Below are 17,187 nucleotides of genomic sequence, written 5' to 3'. Positions count from 1 at the left end.
TATCTGAATACAGACTGTGTCAAAACGAGTTTATACCGATAGTGATTGCGACTGAAACGTAATTCTCACAGATTATATAATTATTGAGTGCGGAATCAGACCTCATCAAACAATGTCTCACCCTCGACCATGTGTGCTGCAACAGTGTCCATATCAAGGGTTACACCCAATCCAGGCGCTTCTGGGACGGTGATATATCCATCCTCAATGACAGACTCCTCAACAAGGTCTTCCCACCAGCCAAGCTCATATGAGTGATACTCGACAGCAAGTGCATTTGGAATCGCAGCACCGACATGTGTGGCTGCGACCGTTGCAATTGGTGATGAGACATTGTGCATTGCGACCGGAATGTAATATTGATTCGCGACATCTGCAATCTTTCGAGTTTCTCGCATCCCCCCAACCTTTGGGAGATCTGGAGCAACAATGTCGACTGCTTGATCTTCAATAAGCCGTCGCTGTTCAGTGACACGATAGCGGTTTTCACCAGCAGCAATCGGGGTGACTGTTGAGTCTGTGACAGACTCTTGGACCGCAAGATTTTCTGGAGGTACAGGATCCTCAAGCCACCACACATCATACTTCTCAATTGCGTCCGCAAGTCGCTTTGCAGATCCACCGGAGAATGTCCAATGACAATCAAAAGCGACATCAGCACGGTCTTTAACACGTTCTGAGACCGCCTCAACAATATCGACTTTATGTCTGATTTCACCTGGTCGAAGATGTCGGTTTGCACGGTCTTTCTCCAATCCAGATGAGACATCAAGATCAAATTTTAATGCATCATACCCAAGTTCCTCAACAACTCGCTCTGCCTCGATTGCACATGCTTCTGGGTCAGCCTCGGCCTCGGTATGACAATCACAGTAGACACGCATCGCATCGCGGTATTTCCCCCCAAGCAACTGATACGCTGGCACCTGTAGAATCTTTCCAGCAAGGTCATGAAGTGCAACCTCAATTCCAGCGATTGCGGTGACGGTAACCCCCTCAATCGTTCCTTCACCTGACATTTTCTGTATCAGATGTTCATATAACCGGTCAATATCAAGTGGATTTTCCCCAATAATCATTGGTGTCATCCGCTCAATTAATTCTGGCACGCCTGCGCCCCAGTATGCCTCACCGGTTCCAGTAATGCCAGCATCAGTGTACACACGGACAAGCGTCCATGGGAAGTTACCATCGATCATTGTTGTCTGAATATCGGTAATCTCAACATCTCGTTTGCTCCCCCGCGATGCCGCTACGCCCATTGTCTCTGCGGAAAGTTCTCGCATCGTGTACTCCGCATTTGGGTCATGAAGATCAGCGTAGTCTTTGCTCATATCAAGACATTTACTCGAAAAAAGGTAAATCTTCCGAGAACGCATATTTCCTGGCTGTTACAAATGCTGCACACCACCTCAGAGTCACAAATAGTCCCTGGGATACTCCACTATATTGCTTGTCAGGATGGAATCGATCGAACGGAGCAAATTATGACATCAGTTCAGGATGACTCATATTCTATCGGATCAAGATGATTGAGAACAGAGATAGTGCGGAGGATTGACGCTGCATCGCCTGGTTCATACACAAGGTCATCTGTTGTTCGAACATGCTCTAATACGCGCGTTGATGCGTGTCGAGGTGCAGCAGCGATACCTGCATCATGTGTCTGAGCCCATTCCATGATTCGAAGATCCGACTTGCTATCGCCCATAATAAGCACAAATGGATCCTCAATGTCGAGCACATCAAGTGCTCCTTGCACACCGGTTGGCTTGTCAAGATCAAGTGATCCAATCTCAGCCGCATCGGCATGATAATATGCAATATCAATCCGATCGAAACGCGTGCGAACTGAGGTAGGAATCGAATCTGGATCTATCGTTGGTGCTGCGTCTGCGTCTTCAAGAACAGTCGCGATTTCTGGATCAGCAGACGCGTAGTAGGCTCGTGCCCACAGTGCACCGATATCATAGATATCCTCAGTTTGCACTCTTGAGGCAATATTGTCGTCAGAAGCGCCGTCTGACACTGAGGAGATATCCACATCAGCTGTCATGTCATTCCGTATTGAGACAACTGTCTCATCATCTATATCGACAGCCGTTGTGACGATATCCCCAAGAAGATCAACGAGATAGCACAGTCCCTCATCAATTACCGTCTCTGCTGCGTCACTTCCAGTCTCATAATTGGGTTTTAACGTAATATTGAATTCATTTCCCTGAAGATGTGCTGATTGTTGTATTGTTTCTGGTGCTTCTGGAAGTACCCGTGAGCGAACTTGTGTAAAGATAGACTGAATCTCTGAATCCAGTTCTGCATAGAGCAATCGTTTTGTGTCCGAGCCATGACCTGGGGTAAAAACTCCGGTTCCTGCCTCATAGACAATGCTAATGTCGCCAGAATGAACTAATTCACTTCCAAGCCCTTGAATTGCAAAGCCTTTGACATTTTCAAGCGTCTGTCCCGTACAGATGATGATTGGAATACCCCTTTCATGAATTTCTGTCAGATGATGCAGTGTCTCACGGGGGATCTCATTATCTGTCCCACCAGCAGAGCGAAGCGTCTCATCGACATCAAGCACGAGTGCATTTATTCTCCGCTGATATTTCATACAGAGATCAAGTGCGGTAAACGCTTGTTCACGCGTTGCTTGAGAGGCAATCGCAGCCATCGTCTCAGGCTCAACTGCTTCGTTCTCGGCTGTGGTTATCGATGTACTGTAACTCCCTTCCTGATCAATTGTTGTCTCACGCTCATGACCGTCCTTGTTTGCGAATGCATCACGGATTTCATCTTTTTGTGCCTGGAGTTCATTATGGGCATCTTCCCAGTACTCAAGTGCAACACGAGAATCAACAGGAGGGAATAAGTCAATGAAGTTCTGTCGATCCCGTAGTGTGTCTGTTGGGAAATTTTCATAGAGGGCGTAAAGACGATCATATCGGTCCATATCGTACTAATAATAACTCAGATAGATTACCCTTTTCACTCTATGATCTCGTTGATTGGTTCTATCTCGATTATCTGTTTCGCCGTGTCTCAATCCTGAGTGAAATCGGAGAGCCCGGAAGAAAATAACATAACACAAAACAATGGTAGGGAAACGCTCAAAACAGCTAATGACTTACGCGAGAATATGTCTGAGTGGACCGACAGTATTGTCGGCGATCGGATGACAGTCGACAGGGAATTCAATGATCGTGTCACTGCCTCAGAATTTTCAAATCAAGAGTGGGGGCTGATCATGACTGCCACTGAACTTGATATTGAAAATGCAGATAACCCTGAGACAGCGCGGCTTATCGCAGATACAGAAAATCTCTCACAGATTATGCCTGAACTTGACACTGTTCAATCACAGATGTCACAAATGGGAGGATCACCAGGAGATACCGGTGGTGGCTCCGGTGGTGGTGTTGTCGAATCGATAAAAGGTGTCCTAGGACTTGGAAGTGATGATAATGGGAGTGATGAGGAACGTCTTGAAGCAGCTGAACGTCTTGCGCAAGCGTATGCTGATGAGCTACAAAGCCATCTTGAAGCAGCCGGAAAGTGGAAACAGGTTCGTGTTGCTTATCAAGAATAATTAAATCTAGACAGTTTACATTATCTGCATAGATGCACTTAGACGCTCAAAACCGGGAGAATAACATACTCGACTCTGCACGTTTATAAACTACCCTCAGAATGGAGAAAGAGGTGGTCAATGTCTTCCATCAGTCCATCGAGATCGCGGTCTGGTTGATCGCGCACCCAGGAAAACATGTTGTAGATCGTCTCCTTGAGACCGTGTTCGAGTTGTGATCGGAGCGACGAGGCTTTCGAGACAAGTCGCTCCGAGGCGCTCGATTCCGGACCAAGCCGAAGAAGGCTGTAGGCCAGCATCTGAAGGTGCCAGTGACGACTGGCACCGTCAGAATCACGAACCTCGCAGTCTCCTAAGCCAAGATCCTCTTTCGAGTCCTCGAAGAATGTCTCTACTCGCCATCTGTACGAATAGCTCCGAATAATGTGTGCCGAAGGCGCGTCAATCTTGCTCGTCGCAAGATACTTTACTGGATTCTCTTTGTCCTCATCGGTAACCTTCTCTGTGATTACCAGCCGAACTTCACCTAATTTCGAGACAGGGACTGTCTTAGTCCAAATTTTGTACGTTTCACCGTCAACTTCTCGCTCTTCCTTGTCGATGCACTCTTCGAGCGCATCGACGCGTCTCTCTTTGTTCGCGTAGGTCACCTGTCGGTTGCCCCGTAGTGGTCCAATCCAGTCCTTGCCGTGTGATTCGACGTGTTCGATCAGACCGGAGTCATGAGCAAACCATGCATCGAAGAGGTAGGTGCCCGCAGGCACACCTACCTCTTCTTCTAATTCCGTGATTATCTCTCGTGCGAGGTCGTATTTTGTCTCCTGTTCGTCTTCCTCGTCCTCGTCGTCGACCTTCTCGTACTGGCGAAAAGCAAGTGGATAGGACGTTTTATCATCGGTATAGAACGCGTAGACGAGGTTCTGTCCCCAAACAGGCTCACCCTCAGAGTGATCGTAGAACTCTCCAGCACCGGGAAGGGACTTCCCGGTTCGCTGGATGACTGAATCGTCAATAACGATATAGCCGTTTTGTGACCAGCGTGTCTCTCCGTGTTTTTGCAGTTCCTCTAACCGCTCGTGATTGAGCTGATCCTCATCCCAATCGTATTCGGTGATGAACTTGTTGAGTGCTCGGTCACTTCCGGCAGGAAGGACCTCTCGTGCAATTCCGGTTACAGTCTTGCTGCGGCCCGCAGCAAGACCTGTCACGTACGTTTTGGCGTGAGTCGTTTGATGATATGATAGCGAGTCGAATTCATCCAGCACGTCGGTGCACGAGAGGAAATCCGTAATCGGCAGCATCAAGTTTCAATGCTGCCTACATCACGCCCCTATTTAAACGTGCAGAGCCGAGTAACATAAATAATCATTTGCCAGTGAATTTAATTCTTACCGGGTCGTCATAACTGATATGTTAGGTGATTCGGATTCACAATCGCAAGAACAATCGTGTTCTCAGAAAACGAGATGTATCCGGTTGCGACTGGGATTGATACTATCATTATGTCTCATCGCGCCAGTTACCCTTGCGACCGGTCGAGTGAGCGCACATGTGAAATATGTCACACCCGGGGGTGACCCAGTAGCTGTTGCCGAATTCTTGGGTCGTGCACTAACAGATCCATTCAATCTTATACTTCTTGCTGGTGGTGGTCTCTTTGGTATTGTTGCAGCAACACTCTATTTGCAAATACGCCCATTTCGCCGCGACCTTGCCGTTTTTCGTCAGACGATGGGAGAATACCGCGATCTTCTTTCCTGGCTTCTTCGTTTGAGTGTTGGGCTTCCACTTGTCGGTGCCGGATTTTCTGGATATTTCTTTTCACCGGCTGTCACGATTGGTCCTCCAGTATTTGTTCGGTTATTTGGGGTCACAACTGGGTTTCTGCTCCTCTTCGGATTCGGCACGCGTCTGATGGCGTTTGTCTCACTCGTCGGTTACACTGGCGGGCTTATACTGGAACCAACCTTACTACTGGCATTTGAGTACGTGCCTGCACTCACTGCAATTGCATTACTAGGTGGTGGTCGACCAAGTGCTGATCAAGTTGTTGCGCGACTCGCAGCCAAAGACACAGTTTACTCACGAATCGACCCATTTTATCGGGCAGTTGCTGTTCCGTTTGTCGAACGAGTGTCAGGATATACATGGCTCGTCCCAATCGTGATTCGCGTTGGGCTTGGAATTTCTTTCATGTATCTCGGTGTGACACAGAAAATCATGAATCCTGGTGATGCTGCTGCGGTCGTTGCAAAATATAACTTAACTGCTGTTGTTCCAGTAAGTCCAGAACTGTGGATTATTGGTGCTGGTGTGACCGAAATGGCTGTTGGAGCGGTGCTATTCTTTGGTGCATTTACCCGAACGGCTTCAGCCGTCTCATTTATTTTGTTCACGACGACACTGTTTGGTCTCCCTGATGACCCTGTGCTTGCACATATCTCACTTTTCGGACTTGCATCAGCACTTCTCATCACTGGAGGGGGTCGATGGTCGATCGATGCGCTTCTTGGGGGTGCTGGTGACCCACAGTCTGCAGTCGATCCCGAGGCGACTGAGACGCCTGCGGACCCATCTGCTGCAGATTGATCATTTGATATATCATCTCTATCAGTATCTATGTTTATAAAGTCATATTGATAGCTTTTGTAAATATGAGCTCTTTGTGAATTGTGAGTGATTTTGTATCCTAAGAAACTCATATTATTTCCAGAGAAAGCAAGGTGAGTGCCTCGGGACTTAATCCCAAGCGGCTCACAATAGGCGAGAGTGTCACATATAGACTTGCTCAGAGAATATAATGTAGTGATGATACATGAAGATCGCCGACTGACGTCGATACTTATCGCTTACTCTGCGGCTGGCGAATCAAAACTAACTGAATTAAGTTTCATCCGCGCGGTTTCAAGTGCGTCTGTGTCATGATTTACAACTCCATGGTGTAACTTTCGAGCTATTATAACGAATCTCTCGCTTGTCTCGACTGGAATATCTCCTTGCAACGCCTCGCTGCGAGTAAGGTGCGTGTCGAGTCGCTCGCGGAGTTGGTGAATAGATACGTCAGACTCTTGGATTTCTGTGACGCTCTGTACGGATCCATCCATGACTGATGACTCTTCAGTGATCCATTTAGTGAAATCCTGATGAAATGTAGAGAGAACCTCGGTATATGCGAGTCCACGTGCGGTTGTCAGTGATGTTGGAACTGAATTTGGGGTTGGTCGATGACCATCATTTGCGACGCCGAGCAATTTAGTTACATACAATCGTGCTTCATCTGTTGGATGACGACAGCGATCAAGAACATCAACTGCATGTAAGAGTTCAGCCGCCGAAAGCAGTGTATCATCTGGAGGCTGCAACGTTCCTCCATTGAGGAACCCTCGCTGACGAATATAGTCACGAAGTGTTGTGGTAAGACCTTCTGCGATCATAGAAACATCGGTCTCCGCATCAAGCGCTTGCTGATGAGCTGAAAGATCTAATTCAATAGCACTGTCAGTATGTGTTTTTCGCTCTCCACGCCCGACGCTTTTGAGACTACCACATGCTGGGCAGGCAACCTGTCCTGTGTCAAAGTATGACCATTCATGACCACATTCACTACATTGGCGCTGACCCCGAATCTCCATATGTAAACTGCCCATCCAATAAGGAAAAGCGCGTCGTGAACATAGCGACATGAATAGCCGATAGTATTAAACCTCTAACGCGAAATCACATATATGACGCTTCGCTTTGGAGGGCCGAAGCGTCAGCGGGGACCAATTTTAGACGGCAGGCGCCCGCGTAATTTACGCGGGTTGCTTTCCGTTTTGAATGTTTGAAGTATATGATATATTACTATTTGATGTGATCGTAATTCACGTCGAATGATATTTGATTGAATATTCTGTCTTAATTATATGAATGAATATGCCACTGGTAAGGTATGCAATTGATAGATACGTGTAATAAATATAAAATTATTAATCTATTCCCGGAAATATATGTGAAATATTATATAAATACTATTCAGTATTTGATATGATATGGAGACGTATAGATACTGAGTATACGCATCTGTCTGTGTTAAGCAGGTAAGCTCCGTTATTCACGCCCATTCGACATGTTTATTCTTTTGAATACTAACATAACAACATAGTTCAACGATGTATGACTTGACAGGATTTCAGCGTGATCTGTTGTACGTGATTGCTGGCTTGGAGAAACCACATGGGCTTGCAATAAAAGACGAACTTGAAAGTTATTATGAAAAGGAGATTCATCATGGACGTTTATATCCGAATCTTGACACGCTTGTCGAGAAAGGACTCATCGATAAAGGAGAGCTTGACAGACGGACAAACTACTACAGCCTTACCCGACGAGGTCAGCGAGAAATTGATGCTAGGGCAGATTGGGAGGGATCATACATTGAAATTTCATTTGAGGGATTCGAATAGCTAGCATACATTCACTCCGGGGAGTCGGCATAGCAATCTGTACATCTCTTATTGAGTTAATTGAAGAGTGATATCAAGACGATCCATCCGATTCATCCGATTCATCGACATCAGATACCGCAGCATCCTCTTTCACACTGGACTTCTCAGCCGAGCTATCTTTTCTTCTACCATGACCATCGCCAACGACAACACTGTCTGACACAGATATCTGCTGTTGACGAACAGCAACACCTGGGTCAACGCTATATGGACGTATTTGCTCACGTGAAATGAGTGTTGGAAGCACGTACAGCGCAAAGTTGACGACCAATACAAGAATAATCGGTGCAAGGAAAATACCATACCATCCAAACAAAAGCGGACCAAACGTGTATGCGACCATCACCGCACCGACATGAAGTCGCCGCCCTGAGACATATGGTCGAAGCACGAGGTCAGGGATGGTATCGACAATAATGAGCGAGACAGCAACGAAGCTCGCCGTAAACCAAAGTGTTTCTGGATTTGTGAAATACGATGTCACAGCTAAGTATACAGCCACTGGAACGTAGACAAGTTTCATTCCAACAACGGGAATAAGACTTGCAACCCCTGCGACAAGACCTAATAACGCTGCTGCTGGAATAGCGACCCCCGCTGGTGCAGTGATATTTAAGATTGAGTATGCTAATACACCAATCGTTCCGGTAATTACTGCGTTGAGAATATTACCGAAAAAGATGCTTGTGAAATCATTATCAACTGCATCAAGATACGTCTCAAGAACGCCACGTTCATCACCAAAACGGCTCCGTACCCACCGTGAGAGTTGATGATCATCCCGTAGGAGATAGAATGCAAGCGCAATCATCACAAACAAATGAACAAGCCCAACGCCAATGACTGAGAGGAAGTTTCCTGCTGACCCGAGCGAGCTGAAAACACGCCGAATCTGATCAGGCGTTAATTGAGTCAATTCAATCTGAATAAGCCGCTCAATATCAGTAATTTGTGCTAGTTGTTGGGAGGTAATTGGTGAATCAACGAGTTGAACGAGCGTTTGATTTGTGAGCTTAATCAATTCATTTGCTGCAATCGCTGCTGTATATAACACTAATAAGAATGCTGGAAGTGCCAGTAATAATAGTGCAATAGCAGCCGCCAGGCTTGGTGGACCGATTTGTCGGTTAATTCGTTGATAAAGCGGGCGCGTCGCATAATAAAAGAATAGCCCAAAAACGATTGTTCCAATGAACGAATAGACGACAAATATCAAAGCGCCAGCGAGTGCGAATCCAATAACCCACCATGCGAGTTGTGTCCGGTCTATCGTTCGAGACGACATACTAGAAAAGAGGTGTCACACGTCAAAAGCCTATGGTGAATCGAGCGGATACTCAATATATGTCATATAATATATAATACATCACATATAGCATACGATATGATGGTATCTGCGGGAACGCTTTTTATTATAGGCGGTTCTAAGTATACACCAATGGACGTAGACGATCACGCTGAGGAACTTGCCTCCACCCTCGGTGTTGACAAAACGGAGGTCAAATCAGACTTAGAAAACCTCGTTGCATACAGCGTTCCGGTTGACGAGGCCGTGCAAAGTATTCGCCGAAAGTATGGAAGTGACACTGGTAATGCTGCTGTGCCGTCAACAAAGGATGTTGATGCGGTTGACATAGATGATGGAAACGTGACTGTCACCGTTCGTGTCATCACAGTTGGCTGTCGGACAATCCAGTATCAAGGTGATGAACAAGTGATCCGTGAGGGGATCCTCGCTGATGAGACAGGCACAATCTCATATACTGCGTGGCAGGATTTCGGATTTGAGCCAGGCGATTCAGTTACAATCGGTAACGCTGGTGTTCGTGAGTGGGATGGGCAACCAGAACTGAATATTGGACAGTCCTCAACGGTTGCTGTTGAGACCGATTCCATATCGGTTGTTGAACATGATCTGCCGTGTCCGATCGGTGGTCATAGCTCACTTCTTGAATTACGACCTGGTAATCGAGGACGGGTTGTCGATGTTGAAATCATCGAGATTGAAGAGCGTGTGATCGATGGACGAGACGGAGAAACAACGATTCACTCCGGTGTGATTGCTGATGGGTCCGGACGATTGCCATTCACTGATTGGGGAGCGCGGTCGATCCTTTCATCTGGTGAGACATACCGGTTTGATGATGTGTATATACGTGAGTTCCGTGGAGCCCCACAAGTCAATCTCTCAACATTTACCACGGTCGAGTCACTATCGGAAGATATTGAGATTACCGACGATGCCAAACAAGTCGAAATCGGTGAGGCAGTTGATTCCGGTGGTGTGTTTGATGTTGAGATTATTGCGACCGTTCTGGAGGTTCGTGAGGGCTCAGGATTGATTGAGCGATGCCCAGAGTGTAATCGTGCGCTTCAGGGTGGTCAGTGTCGCGAACATGGGGCTGTCGAAGCGAAAGACGATATGCGAGTCAAAGCAATCGTTGACGACGGGACCGGCGCCGTCACTGCGATTCTTGATCGCGAATTGACCGAGTCTGTCTATGGTGGAAGTATGGATGAAGCAATGTCAGTCGCACGTGAAGCAATGGATAAGTCTGTTATTGCTGAAGAAATCCGCTCAACTATCGTCGGTCGAGAGTATCGTATCCGCGGGAATCTCTCTGTAGATGAGTATGGTGCAAATCTCGAGACGGCTGAATTTGAACAGACAAGTGATGATCCAGCGACGCGTGCGCAATCGGTACTTGAAGAGGTGACATCATGAGTACCACTCAGAACAGTCGTGAAGTTGCATATCGACTCTTCGCGGCTGAGTTTGAGGATGCAACATTATCATATTCAGCGGGTGATGACGAACGAGCGCCAAATTACGTGGTGACACCAACTGGGGAGCGAATTAATCGGTTATTTACTGTTGGAGCATTGACCGCTGTTGAGTCTGTCACTGATGATCTCCGACGTGGACGAATTGCCGACCCAACGGGTGTTTTCGTTACATATGCAGGTCAGTATCAACCGACAGCAGCTAGTTTCCTTGAGCAGGCAACACCACCAATGTTTGTCGCACTGACTGGGAAGGCTCGGACATATCAACCAGAAGACTCAGATCAGGTGTTGACATCTGCCAGACCAGAGGATCTCACAGCAGTCGACACTGACACGCGTGATCGATGGGCAGTAAGCGCCGCACAGGCGACGCTTCGCCGCATTGGAATAATGGATATCGCACAATCATTGCCGGTGCGTGGTGATGCATTGGAAAATGAACTTGAGTCTCGCGGCGTTGATGAAGCGCGCGCTGAAGGAATGGCACTTGCAATTGATCACTATGGGACAACTGAGTTTTATCTTGAATCACTCCGCAAAACTGTAATCCAAGTGCTCGAAGTCATCGCCGGTAATCGTGAAACAGTTGAAGCGCTTGATACCAATCCGAGTGAGACTGGAGCAGCAAGCTTAGGTGCACTTCCATCGATAGCAATCGATACGACTCAAGCTTCGACTCCGACTCCGAGTCCGAGTCAAACTAGTACGAGTGAGAGTATCCAAGACAGTGCTCACGATACGAACAACGCTGTAGATAATGATAACGTAGCTATAGAAAGCGACACAGACACCACAGTTACCACAGAATCATCCCCTTCTCAGGAGGCAACTATCGACACAGATATTGTGCAGCCAGCTGCCGACGGTGAATCTACAGTCGAATCAGCGAGTGAACCAGATGAATATGCTACGTCTGATCCAATCACTCCCAAGAATGACGGTGAGAACGGTGTCACAACAACAGAGGCTGAGAACGCAACTGCGGATGATAGTTTATCTGCTGATGTCACCGAAGACTCAGCACCTAGCGATGAAATGACTGAGACAGTTAATACTACTGCACAGGATATTAATTCGACTGAGACACATCTTGAGACTGAAATTCAACGCGAGGTTGATGAGTCGGAGATATCAACAGATACAGAGGATACATCCGCACCCACGTCTGCATCGAACTCTGATATTATGTCTAGTGATGAAGGAATTGACGTCGAATCTGGCAATTCAGATGAATCAACTGCCGGGTCTGCGGGTACTAATGATGATATAACAGCAGATCCAACGGAGATGTATGAACTCGATGATGATGAACGGGCTGAAATCGAAGACGAATTTGTAACTGAATTCTCAACAGGTAATGAAGTTGATGCACCTGGCAGTGCCGATATAGACGTCCCAACAGCACCCGATGAGGATCCAAGCGATGAAGAGACATCTGTCGATACCACTACTAACGTAACTGAGACAGCGTCTATTGACACCGGCTCCACTGACGGTGACCCTCATGAAACACCAATTGAATCTGATACTGATACTGATACTGATACCGCAGTAGATGGTATATCAGAAGCGAGCCCTGCTGGCTCTGGTGATCTTGGCGATTTTGAGACTACGGTCGACTTTGATTCTGAGTCTACTGAGAGCAATTCTTCTGCAGGTGAGACAAGGAGTAATGAGGGCGAAACTGAGAGTGGAACTGAGACCAGCGCGGAAAGCACAAATATCGCTGACTCAGATAAAACGCAGGATGTTGATCTTGAGCAAGCAGCAGTTTCAATGATGAATAAACTTGATGACGGTGATGGTGCAACTCGCGAAGCGGTCATTGATGAAGTTGTTGACATGCATGATGTCAGCCCTGATGCAGTCGAAAGCGCAATTCAATCCGCACTGATGAGTGGGCGGTGTTATGAATCTGGTGAGAATGCATTGAAAGCAATCTGATCTCCTGATATAATGTGTAAACGAAAAGATGTTTTCTACTGGATCAGGTGACGAATAGCACTAATTGACATGAGAAAATTGAGGAATCAGGTTCGATACTTGTAGCACATCCGAATGTGAAAATTGACACATACTCAGACACGCAATCATCATTTTGTCGGTATAATACTTTGATATATGCCTACAGACACAGACACAGACACAGACGTGGCCACTGGACCACTTGTTGAACCGCTTCCATCAGTTCCTGCTGCAATAGCACGCATCGAGACAGAAACAGCGCTTGTGATTGCTGATTATCATGCCGGTATTGAGATTGGACTTCGATATGAACGCGGCGTCGAACTCGATAGCAACGCCGAGGATCGACGTCGTCGTCTTCTTGAGTTACTTACACAGCACCCTGTCGACCGTCTCATTATCCTCGGTGATGCAGGTCACCGAATTGGTAATCCTGCAGATGAAGAAGCACAGGAGCTTATCTCGCTATTTAAATGTGTGTTGAATCGCGTCCCAATTACTGTTGTTCGTGGGAACCACGATGCAGGGATTGAATCAGTCGCTACGACTGTTGAAACAGACAGCACCCAGATCGAACATACGATCAATGTAACCGATGCATCAGGTATCAAGTGTGGTCATGTCGGATTTGTCCACGGACATAGTTGGCCTGATGAGACAGTTCTTGATTGTGATGTCCTCTGCGTTGGACACGAACATCCTCAACTCAGGGTTGCAGACCACGTTGGGGGAAGCCAGCAAACACGAGCCTGGCTTCGAGGACCGCTTGACTGGACGCCATTTAAAAATAAACTGGGAATTGAAAGAAGTTTTGACTCACCTGATAATACTCAAAATGTCAATCGAGATCCCCCGGATGTGATCTTATTTCCTGCATTCAACGAGCGCTCTGGCGGTACGCAAGTAAACACTGATGAGGGATTTCTTTCACCATTCCTCCCAGCGGCATTTGAAAAGAACCACACTGACGCATACCTCCTTGATGGAACGCGTCTCGGTCCGTATCAATCTGTATAGACCGTGATATCCTCCCCGAATACGGCTCTCGCGATATGCGCTCAGAAAGTCATGAATAAGCGGAAATTGATAGATTCACTGAGTTTACCACCCTCAGACGGTCATGATCATGGTCATGATCATACCCGCGGTTATATTCATTCTATCTTCTTTTTTGATATGTTTATGTGACAGAACCGAATCATTGCGATTCCTCTTGAAACGAAAGCGCAATCACTGAACTGTGCCATGAGGAAGGAGGGGGGTCTTTATTATTGTCTGTTACTACGGTGGGACTCTCTGACTATTCATCCTCGGGGGTGACAGCCGCATCAGTCATGAATAGCTCATGAACAGCATCTCGATTGATAGTACCGGAGATGGTTCGTGGAAGTGTATCGACGACTCGAATCTGTTTTGGAATTTTGAATCCGGCGAGATAGTCGCGTGCGTGCGATCGAAGGTCGTCGTTGCTCACTGCTCTCTCAGTCATAACTGGCGTGACAGCAGCCACGACGCGCTCACCCCAATCAGAATCGGGAATACCAACCACGGCAGCCGCAGCAACCGCGGGATGTGACTCAAGAACGGTTGTTACCTCGCCAGGGTCAACATTTTCACCGCCGGTGACAATCCGATCATCAAGTCGGTTCACCACGGTGAGCCGCCCATTTGTGTCAAGTATTCCAATATCACCGGTATGGAATCCATATGCTCCTGTTGTCATCGTCTCTGGACCAGCGTATCCTGGCGTTACAGTTGGTCCGTCAACAACAATTTCGCCAGGACTGCCTGCAGGTTGGGGACTCCCAGACTCATCGACAATCGTTATATCACTCCAGAGCAGTGGTGTTCCGACCGTGTCAGGATTGTTAAACGCCGTTTGTGGACGAGCAGTTGCGACCTGTGAGGCAGTCTCTGTTAATCCATATGTTGGACAAACTGGGATTGATTCATCTTGACACTGATTGATCAGCGCTGTTGGAGCTGGCGCGCCGCCAAGAAGAACAGTCCGGAGCGTCTCCGGAAATGAAGATTTATTGGCTGAATTGAGCATCCGACGAAGCATTGTCGGCACAAGCGATACAGCGGTAATGTCATATTGATGTAGATCAGCCACTGCTTGCTCTGCATCAAATTCACCGCGGAGTACAATTGTCATTCCATAAAGTGGACCCCGAAGAATTGGTGCAATGCCACCCATATGGTGCAGTGGAAGTGTGACAAGCCATTGTTCATCTGGGCTGATTCCGACTCGAAATGCCGAGGCGACTGCACTCCACAGAATATTACCCGCGGTCAATTTGACAGCTTTCGGCGACCCGGTCGTTCCGGAGGTAAAAAGGAGCAACTGTGTCCGCTGTGAGTTCCATGTGGCTGTATTGACTCCGGCTGGTATTGTATTCTCAACTGAGTCAACCGAGTCAATTGTTGATTTATCCATTGAAATAATGGATATGTCATTTTCTATCGCTGTCGCTGCCTCAAAAACAGTCTTGTCGGTACTGCGTCCACAAATGACGGTCTGCACCGTTGCATGAGTAAGTCGTGTTTCAATCTCTGTTGCTGTGAGACGGTGACCAAGCGGAACTGCTGTGGCGCCTATTCGGGCTGCAGCATAAAATATGAGCACTGATTCAACCCGAGGTGAAAGAACAATTCCAAGACGATCGCTTTGGCTTACACCAAGTGTGATGAGCCGTCCTGCAAGTCGTTCGACTGCCTGATCAAGTGTTGCAAAGGTATAATTATCTCCCGTCTCTGCGTCAATAAGTGCACATGCAGTCGGAGATGTTTCCGCGCGTTGTGAAAGCCACTGCCGCATTGTTATCACTCACTCAGCCACTAGCATTGAGCGTGTTGACTATTTATTGAAATTCAACGAGAATACCCACTCGTATCCTATACCAGGGTAAGTTATCAGATGAAGGCATGTACGAGGATAGAATCAATACCCCAAAGAAACACCCGTGAAGACTAGCACCGTCGTGAAGTGCCCCGAGGCTTCACCATTTTGAATCCGTATTGCACCAGCAAGGGAATTTCATTCCTCCCGATCTCTCCATTCGAATCGGCTGGAAGTAACACCCGAACACGCGGTGCGTCCATGAGAATCAGTCGCTCCACCGCGACCAGACAGTTCCCGTTGCACTAGTCGGAGATGTCCGACTGGGGATTGAGGGGAGTCGCAGTTCCAAACTACCGCAGCCAACATTGGATTAAAATTGGTGATTCGTCTTCTTGATTCTCTGACTGTATTTTTTTATTACTATGTATGGTAATGAATATTCATGTCGGCTTCACCCTCGGGACCAGATCAACATCTAAGCCCCGAGGCACTCGCCTTGCTATCTGTAGAAACAGGAAACTCCTGTCAAGAAAGCGGCTTCAACCGCTGAATATGCAGGGGATAGAGGCAGTTCACTGTTGGACAAATTCACAAAGCACACCCCCTGTGGAACGTGGATGTAAAAACGCAACTTGATGCCCCCATGCGCCCTGTCGAGGTGTTTCATCAATACACTCAATTCCGACTGCACGAGCATTTTCGAGCGCAGTAGCGATATCTTCTGTCATAATAGCAATATGATGAATGCCAGCATCACGTTGTGCAAGAAACGTCGCAATTGGACCATCCGAATCATCAACTGGTTCCAATAATTCAAGATACGTCCCATTCATATCAAGAAAAATGATATACATACCGTCAAACGTCTCTGAATGGGCGATTTGCGTCTCAAATACCGCTCCAAAGCGCTCTGCGAGTCCAACCGCATCCTCAGTCGCAATGCCGACGTGGTCGAGTGCCATTGGCATATAACGCCGGTTGTTGATACTACGATTTTGTTATTCCGATTGGGATTTATGAAACGAATCCGGACTATGATAATTAGCGGATAAAGTAAGAGTCATGAATAATTTCTCCGTAATAATGTGTTCTCTGATCAGACTGCGTATATATCCCTTCGATTACGCAGTTTGGGAATGTTTCTTCGTATACGCGAACTCTCATTTGGCTGATAGCAGGCGCTAAGCACTCTCCCTCAAGGAGCGCAGTAGAGAGCGGATACAGCACCGTCATTATCTTCCATACATTGTTTTATTCCCGGTCCACAGGCCCACGCAGCCGTGACTTTTTCCCGGACTTACCGAACTAGGAGTGGGTCACTCCGAAGAAACGTCCCCAGAAATCGGAGATTTCTGGTGTTCGAGCGAACCGCCCCACGATTCGTCAACGCCTGTGGAGACTACGCTCCCTGCGGGAACTGCGGTTGTTTCTGCAAAGCGCGTCTTGGAAGTAGGAAGCCCCGCCCTCAGCGAGCGCGTCAGAGCGATCAGGGTGGGGTAGCTCACTATGTA

13 protein-coding genes are annotated in these 17,187 nt (G+C 47.4%); 6 read left to right on the top strand and 7 right to left on the bottom strand.

From position 1 onward, the window contains the following. Nucleotides 1-95: 95 nt before the first annotated feature. Together HQRW_RS07480 and HQRW_RS07475 are read right to left on the bottom strand one after the other, a co-directional pair. Entirely contained in the window at nt 96-1,334 is a 1,239-nt protein-coding gene (locus HQRW_RS07480) for a mandelate racemase/muconate lactonizing enzyme family protein (protein ID WP_014556117.1), read from the bottom strand. Between the two features lie 164 nt (nt 1,335-1,498). Further along, nucleotides 1,499-2,956 carry an HAD family hydrolase gene (locus HQRW_RS07475; RefSeq protein WP_014556116.1) on the bottom strand — a complete coding sequence of 486 codons (1,458 nt, stop codon included), beginning with the start codon at nt 2,954-2,956 and terminating at the stop codon, nt 1,499-1,501. 186 nt (nt 2,957-3,142) lie between these two features. Between HQRW_RS07475 and HQRW_RS07470 the strand changes: the two genes are divergently transcribed. Then, on the top strand, nt 3,143-3,592 hold the full coding sequence (locus HQRW_RS07470; RefSeq protein ID WP_014556115.1) for a DUF5799 family protein: 450 nt from the start codon (nt 3,143-3,145) through the stop codon (nt 3,590-3,592). 83 nt (nt 3,593-3,675) lie between these two features. Here HQRW_RS07470 and HQRW_RS07465 read toward each other — a convergent pair whose 3' ends face one another. Beyond that, the gene (locus HQRW_RS07465) at nt 3,676-4,893 is read right to left on the bottom strand and encodes an IS701-like element ISHwa4 family transposase (RefSeq protein WP_014555765.1); all 1,218 of its coding nucleotides are present in this window, start codon (nt 4,891-4,893) and stop codon (nt 3,676-3,678) included. 109 nt (nt 4,894-5,002) lie between these two features. Between HQRW_RS07465 and HQRW_RS07460 the strand changes: the two genes are divergently transcribed. Beyond that, nucleotides 5,003-6,181: a DoxX family protein gene (locus HQRW_RS07460; protein ID WP_014556114.1), complete on the top strand. Its 1,179-nt coding sequence runs from the start codon at nt 5,003-5,005 to the stop codon at nt 6,179-6,181. 260 nt (nt 6,182-6,441) lie between these two features. Here HQRW_RS07460 and HQRW_RS07455 read toward each other — a convergent pair whose 3' ends face one another. After that, on the bottom strand, nt 6,442-7,224 hold the full coding sequence (locus HQRW_RS07455) for an FmdB family zinc ribbon protein (RefSeq protein ID WP_014556113.1): 783 nt from the start codon (nt 7,222-7,224) through the stop codon (nt 6,442-6,444). Nucleotides 7,225-7,743: 519 nt separating this feature from the next. Between HQRW_RS07455 and HQRW_RS07450 the strand changes: the two genes are divergently transcribed. After that, a complete protein-coding gene (locus tag HQRW_RS07450; RefSeq protein ID WP_011571650.1) occupies nt 7,744-8,037 on the top strand; it encodes a helix-turn-helix transcriptional regulator in 294 nt (97 codons plus the stop codon). Nucleotides 8,038-8,110: 73 nt separating this feature from the next. Here HQRW_RS07450 and HQRW_RS07445 read toward each other — a convergent pair whose 3' ends face one another. After that, entirely contained in the window at nt 8,111-9,364 is a 1,254-nt protein-coding gene (locus tag HQRW_RS07445) for an AI-2E family transporter (protein WP_014556112.1), read from the bottom strand. A gap of 153 nt (nt 9,365-9,517) precedes the next feature. On the opposite strand from HQRW_RS07445, the gene HQRW_RS07440 reads away from it, so the two are divergent. The 3 genes from HQRW_RS07440 (at nt 9,518) to HQRW_RS07430 (ending at nt 13,848) form a co-directional block, all read left to right on the top strand. Further along, complete coding sequence (locus HQRW_RS07440; RefSeq protein ID WP_014556111.1) at nt 9,518-10,804, top strand: Single-stranded DNA binding protein; 1,287 nt, start codon at nt 9,518-9,520, stop codon at nt 10,802-10,804. After that, the gene (locus HQRW_RS07435; RefSeq protein ID WP_014556110.1) at nt 10,801-12,810 is read left to right on the top strand and encodes a rpa-associated protein; all 2,010 of its coding nucleotides are present in this window, start codon (nt 10,801-10,803) and stop codon (nt 12,808-12,810) included. The genes HQRW_RS07440 and HQRW_RS07435 overlap by 4 nt, the downstream gene beginning before the upstream one ends. Nucleotides 12,811-12,987: 177 nt before the next feature. Then, nucleotides 12,988-13,848: a metallophosphoesterase gene (locus HQRW_RS07430; RefSeq protein ID WP_014556109.1), complete on the top strand. Its 861-nt coding sequence runs from the start codon at nt 12,988-12,990 to the stop codon at nt 13,846-13,848. 283 nt (nt 13,849-14,131) lie between these two features. Here HQRW_RS07430 and menE read toward each other — a convergent pair whose 3' ends face one another. Both menE and mce read right to left on the bottom strand, forming a co-directional pair. Further along, complete coding sequence (gene menE, locus HQRW_RS07425; protein WP_014556108.1) at nt 14,132-15,652, bottom strand: o-succinylbenzoate--CoA ligase; 1,521 nt, start codon at nt 15,650-15,652, stop codon at nt 14,132-14,134. Nucleotides 15,653-16,248: 596 nt separating this feature from the next. Further along, the gene (gene mce / locus HQRW_RS07420) at nt 16,249-16,638 is read right to left on the bottom strand and encodes a methylmalonyl-CoA epimerase (protein ID WP_014556107.1); all 390 of its coding nucleotides are present in this window, start codon (nt 16,636-16,638) and stop codon (nt 16,249-16,251) included. Between the last annotated feature and the right edge of the window lie 549 nt (nt 16,639-17,187).

The organism is Haloquadratum walsbyi C23 (genome assembly GCF_000237865.1).
Lineage (GTDB): Archaea > Halobacteriota > Halobacteria > Halobacteriales > Haloferacaceae > Haloquadratum > Haloquadratum walsbyi.
The sequence above is the reverse complement of the archived record's forward strand: the minus strand, read 5'-3'. Positions and strand labels throughout refer to the sequence as shown.

What these genes read in the sequence shown, in the direction of transcription:
- HQRW_RS07465 (WP_014555765.1), bottom strand. Translation starts at nt 4,893, where the DNA reads ATGCTGCCGATTACGGATTTCCTCTCGTGCACCGACGTGCTGGATGAA.
- HQRW_RS07455 (WP_014556113.1), bottom strand. Translation starts at nt 7,224, where the DNA reads ATGGAGATTCGGGGTCAGCGCCAATGTAGTGAATGTGGTCATGAATGG.
- HQRW_RS07475 (WP_014556116.1), bottom strand. Translation starts at nt 2,956, where the DNA reads ATGGACCGATATGATCGTCTTTACGCCCTCTATGAAAATTTCCCAACA.
- HQRW_RS07460 (WP_014556114.1), top strand. Translation starts at nt 5,003, where the DNA reads ATGTTAGGTGATTCGGATTCACAATCGCAAGAACAATCGTGTTCTCAG.
- HQRW_RS07445 (WP_014556112.1), bottom strand. Translation starts at nt 9,364, where the DNA reads ATGTCGTCTCGAACGATAGACCGGACACAACTCGCATGGTGGGTTATT.
- HQRW_RS07450 (WP_011571650.1), top strand. Translation starts at nt 7,744, where the DNA reads ATGTATGACTTGACAGGATTTCAGCGTGATCTGTTGTACGTGATTGCT.
- HQRW_RS07440 (WP_014556111.1), top strand. Translation starts at nt 9,518, where the DNA reads ATGGACGTAGACGATCACGCTGAGGAACTTGCCTCCACCCTCGGTGTT.
- HQRW_RS07430 (WP_014556109.1), top strand. Translation starts at nt 12,988, where the DNA reads ATGCCTACAGACACAGACACAGACACAGACGTGGCCACTGGACCACTT.
- HQRW_RS07470 (WP_014556115.1), top strand. Translation starts at nt 3,143, where the DNA reads ATGTCTGAGTGGACCGACAGTATTGTCGGCGATCGGATGACAGTCGAC.
- HQRW_RS07480 (WP_014556117.1), bottom strand. Translation starts at nt 1,334, where the DNA reads ATGAGCAAAGACTACGCTGATCTTCATGACCCAAATGCGGAGTACACG.
- menE (WP_014556108.1), bottom strand. Translation starts at nt 15,652, where the DNA reads ATGCGGCAGTGGCTTTCACAACGCGCGGAAACATCTCCGACTGCATGT.
- HQRW_RS07435 (WP_014556110.1), top strand. Translation starts at nt 10,801, where the DNA reads ATGAGTACCACTCAGAACAGTCGTGAAGTTGCATATCGACTCTTCGCG.
- mce (WP_014556107.1), bottom strand. Translation starts at nt 16,638, where the DNA reads ATGGCACTCGACCACGTCGGCATTGCGACTGAGGATGCGGTTGGACTC.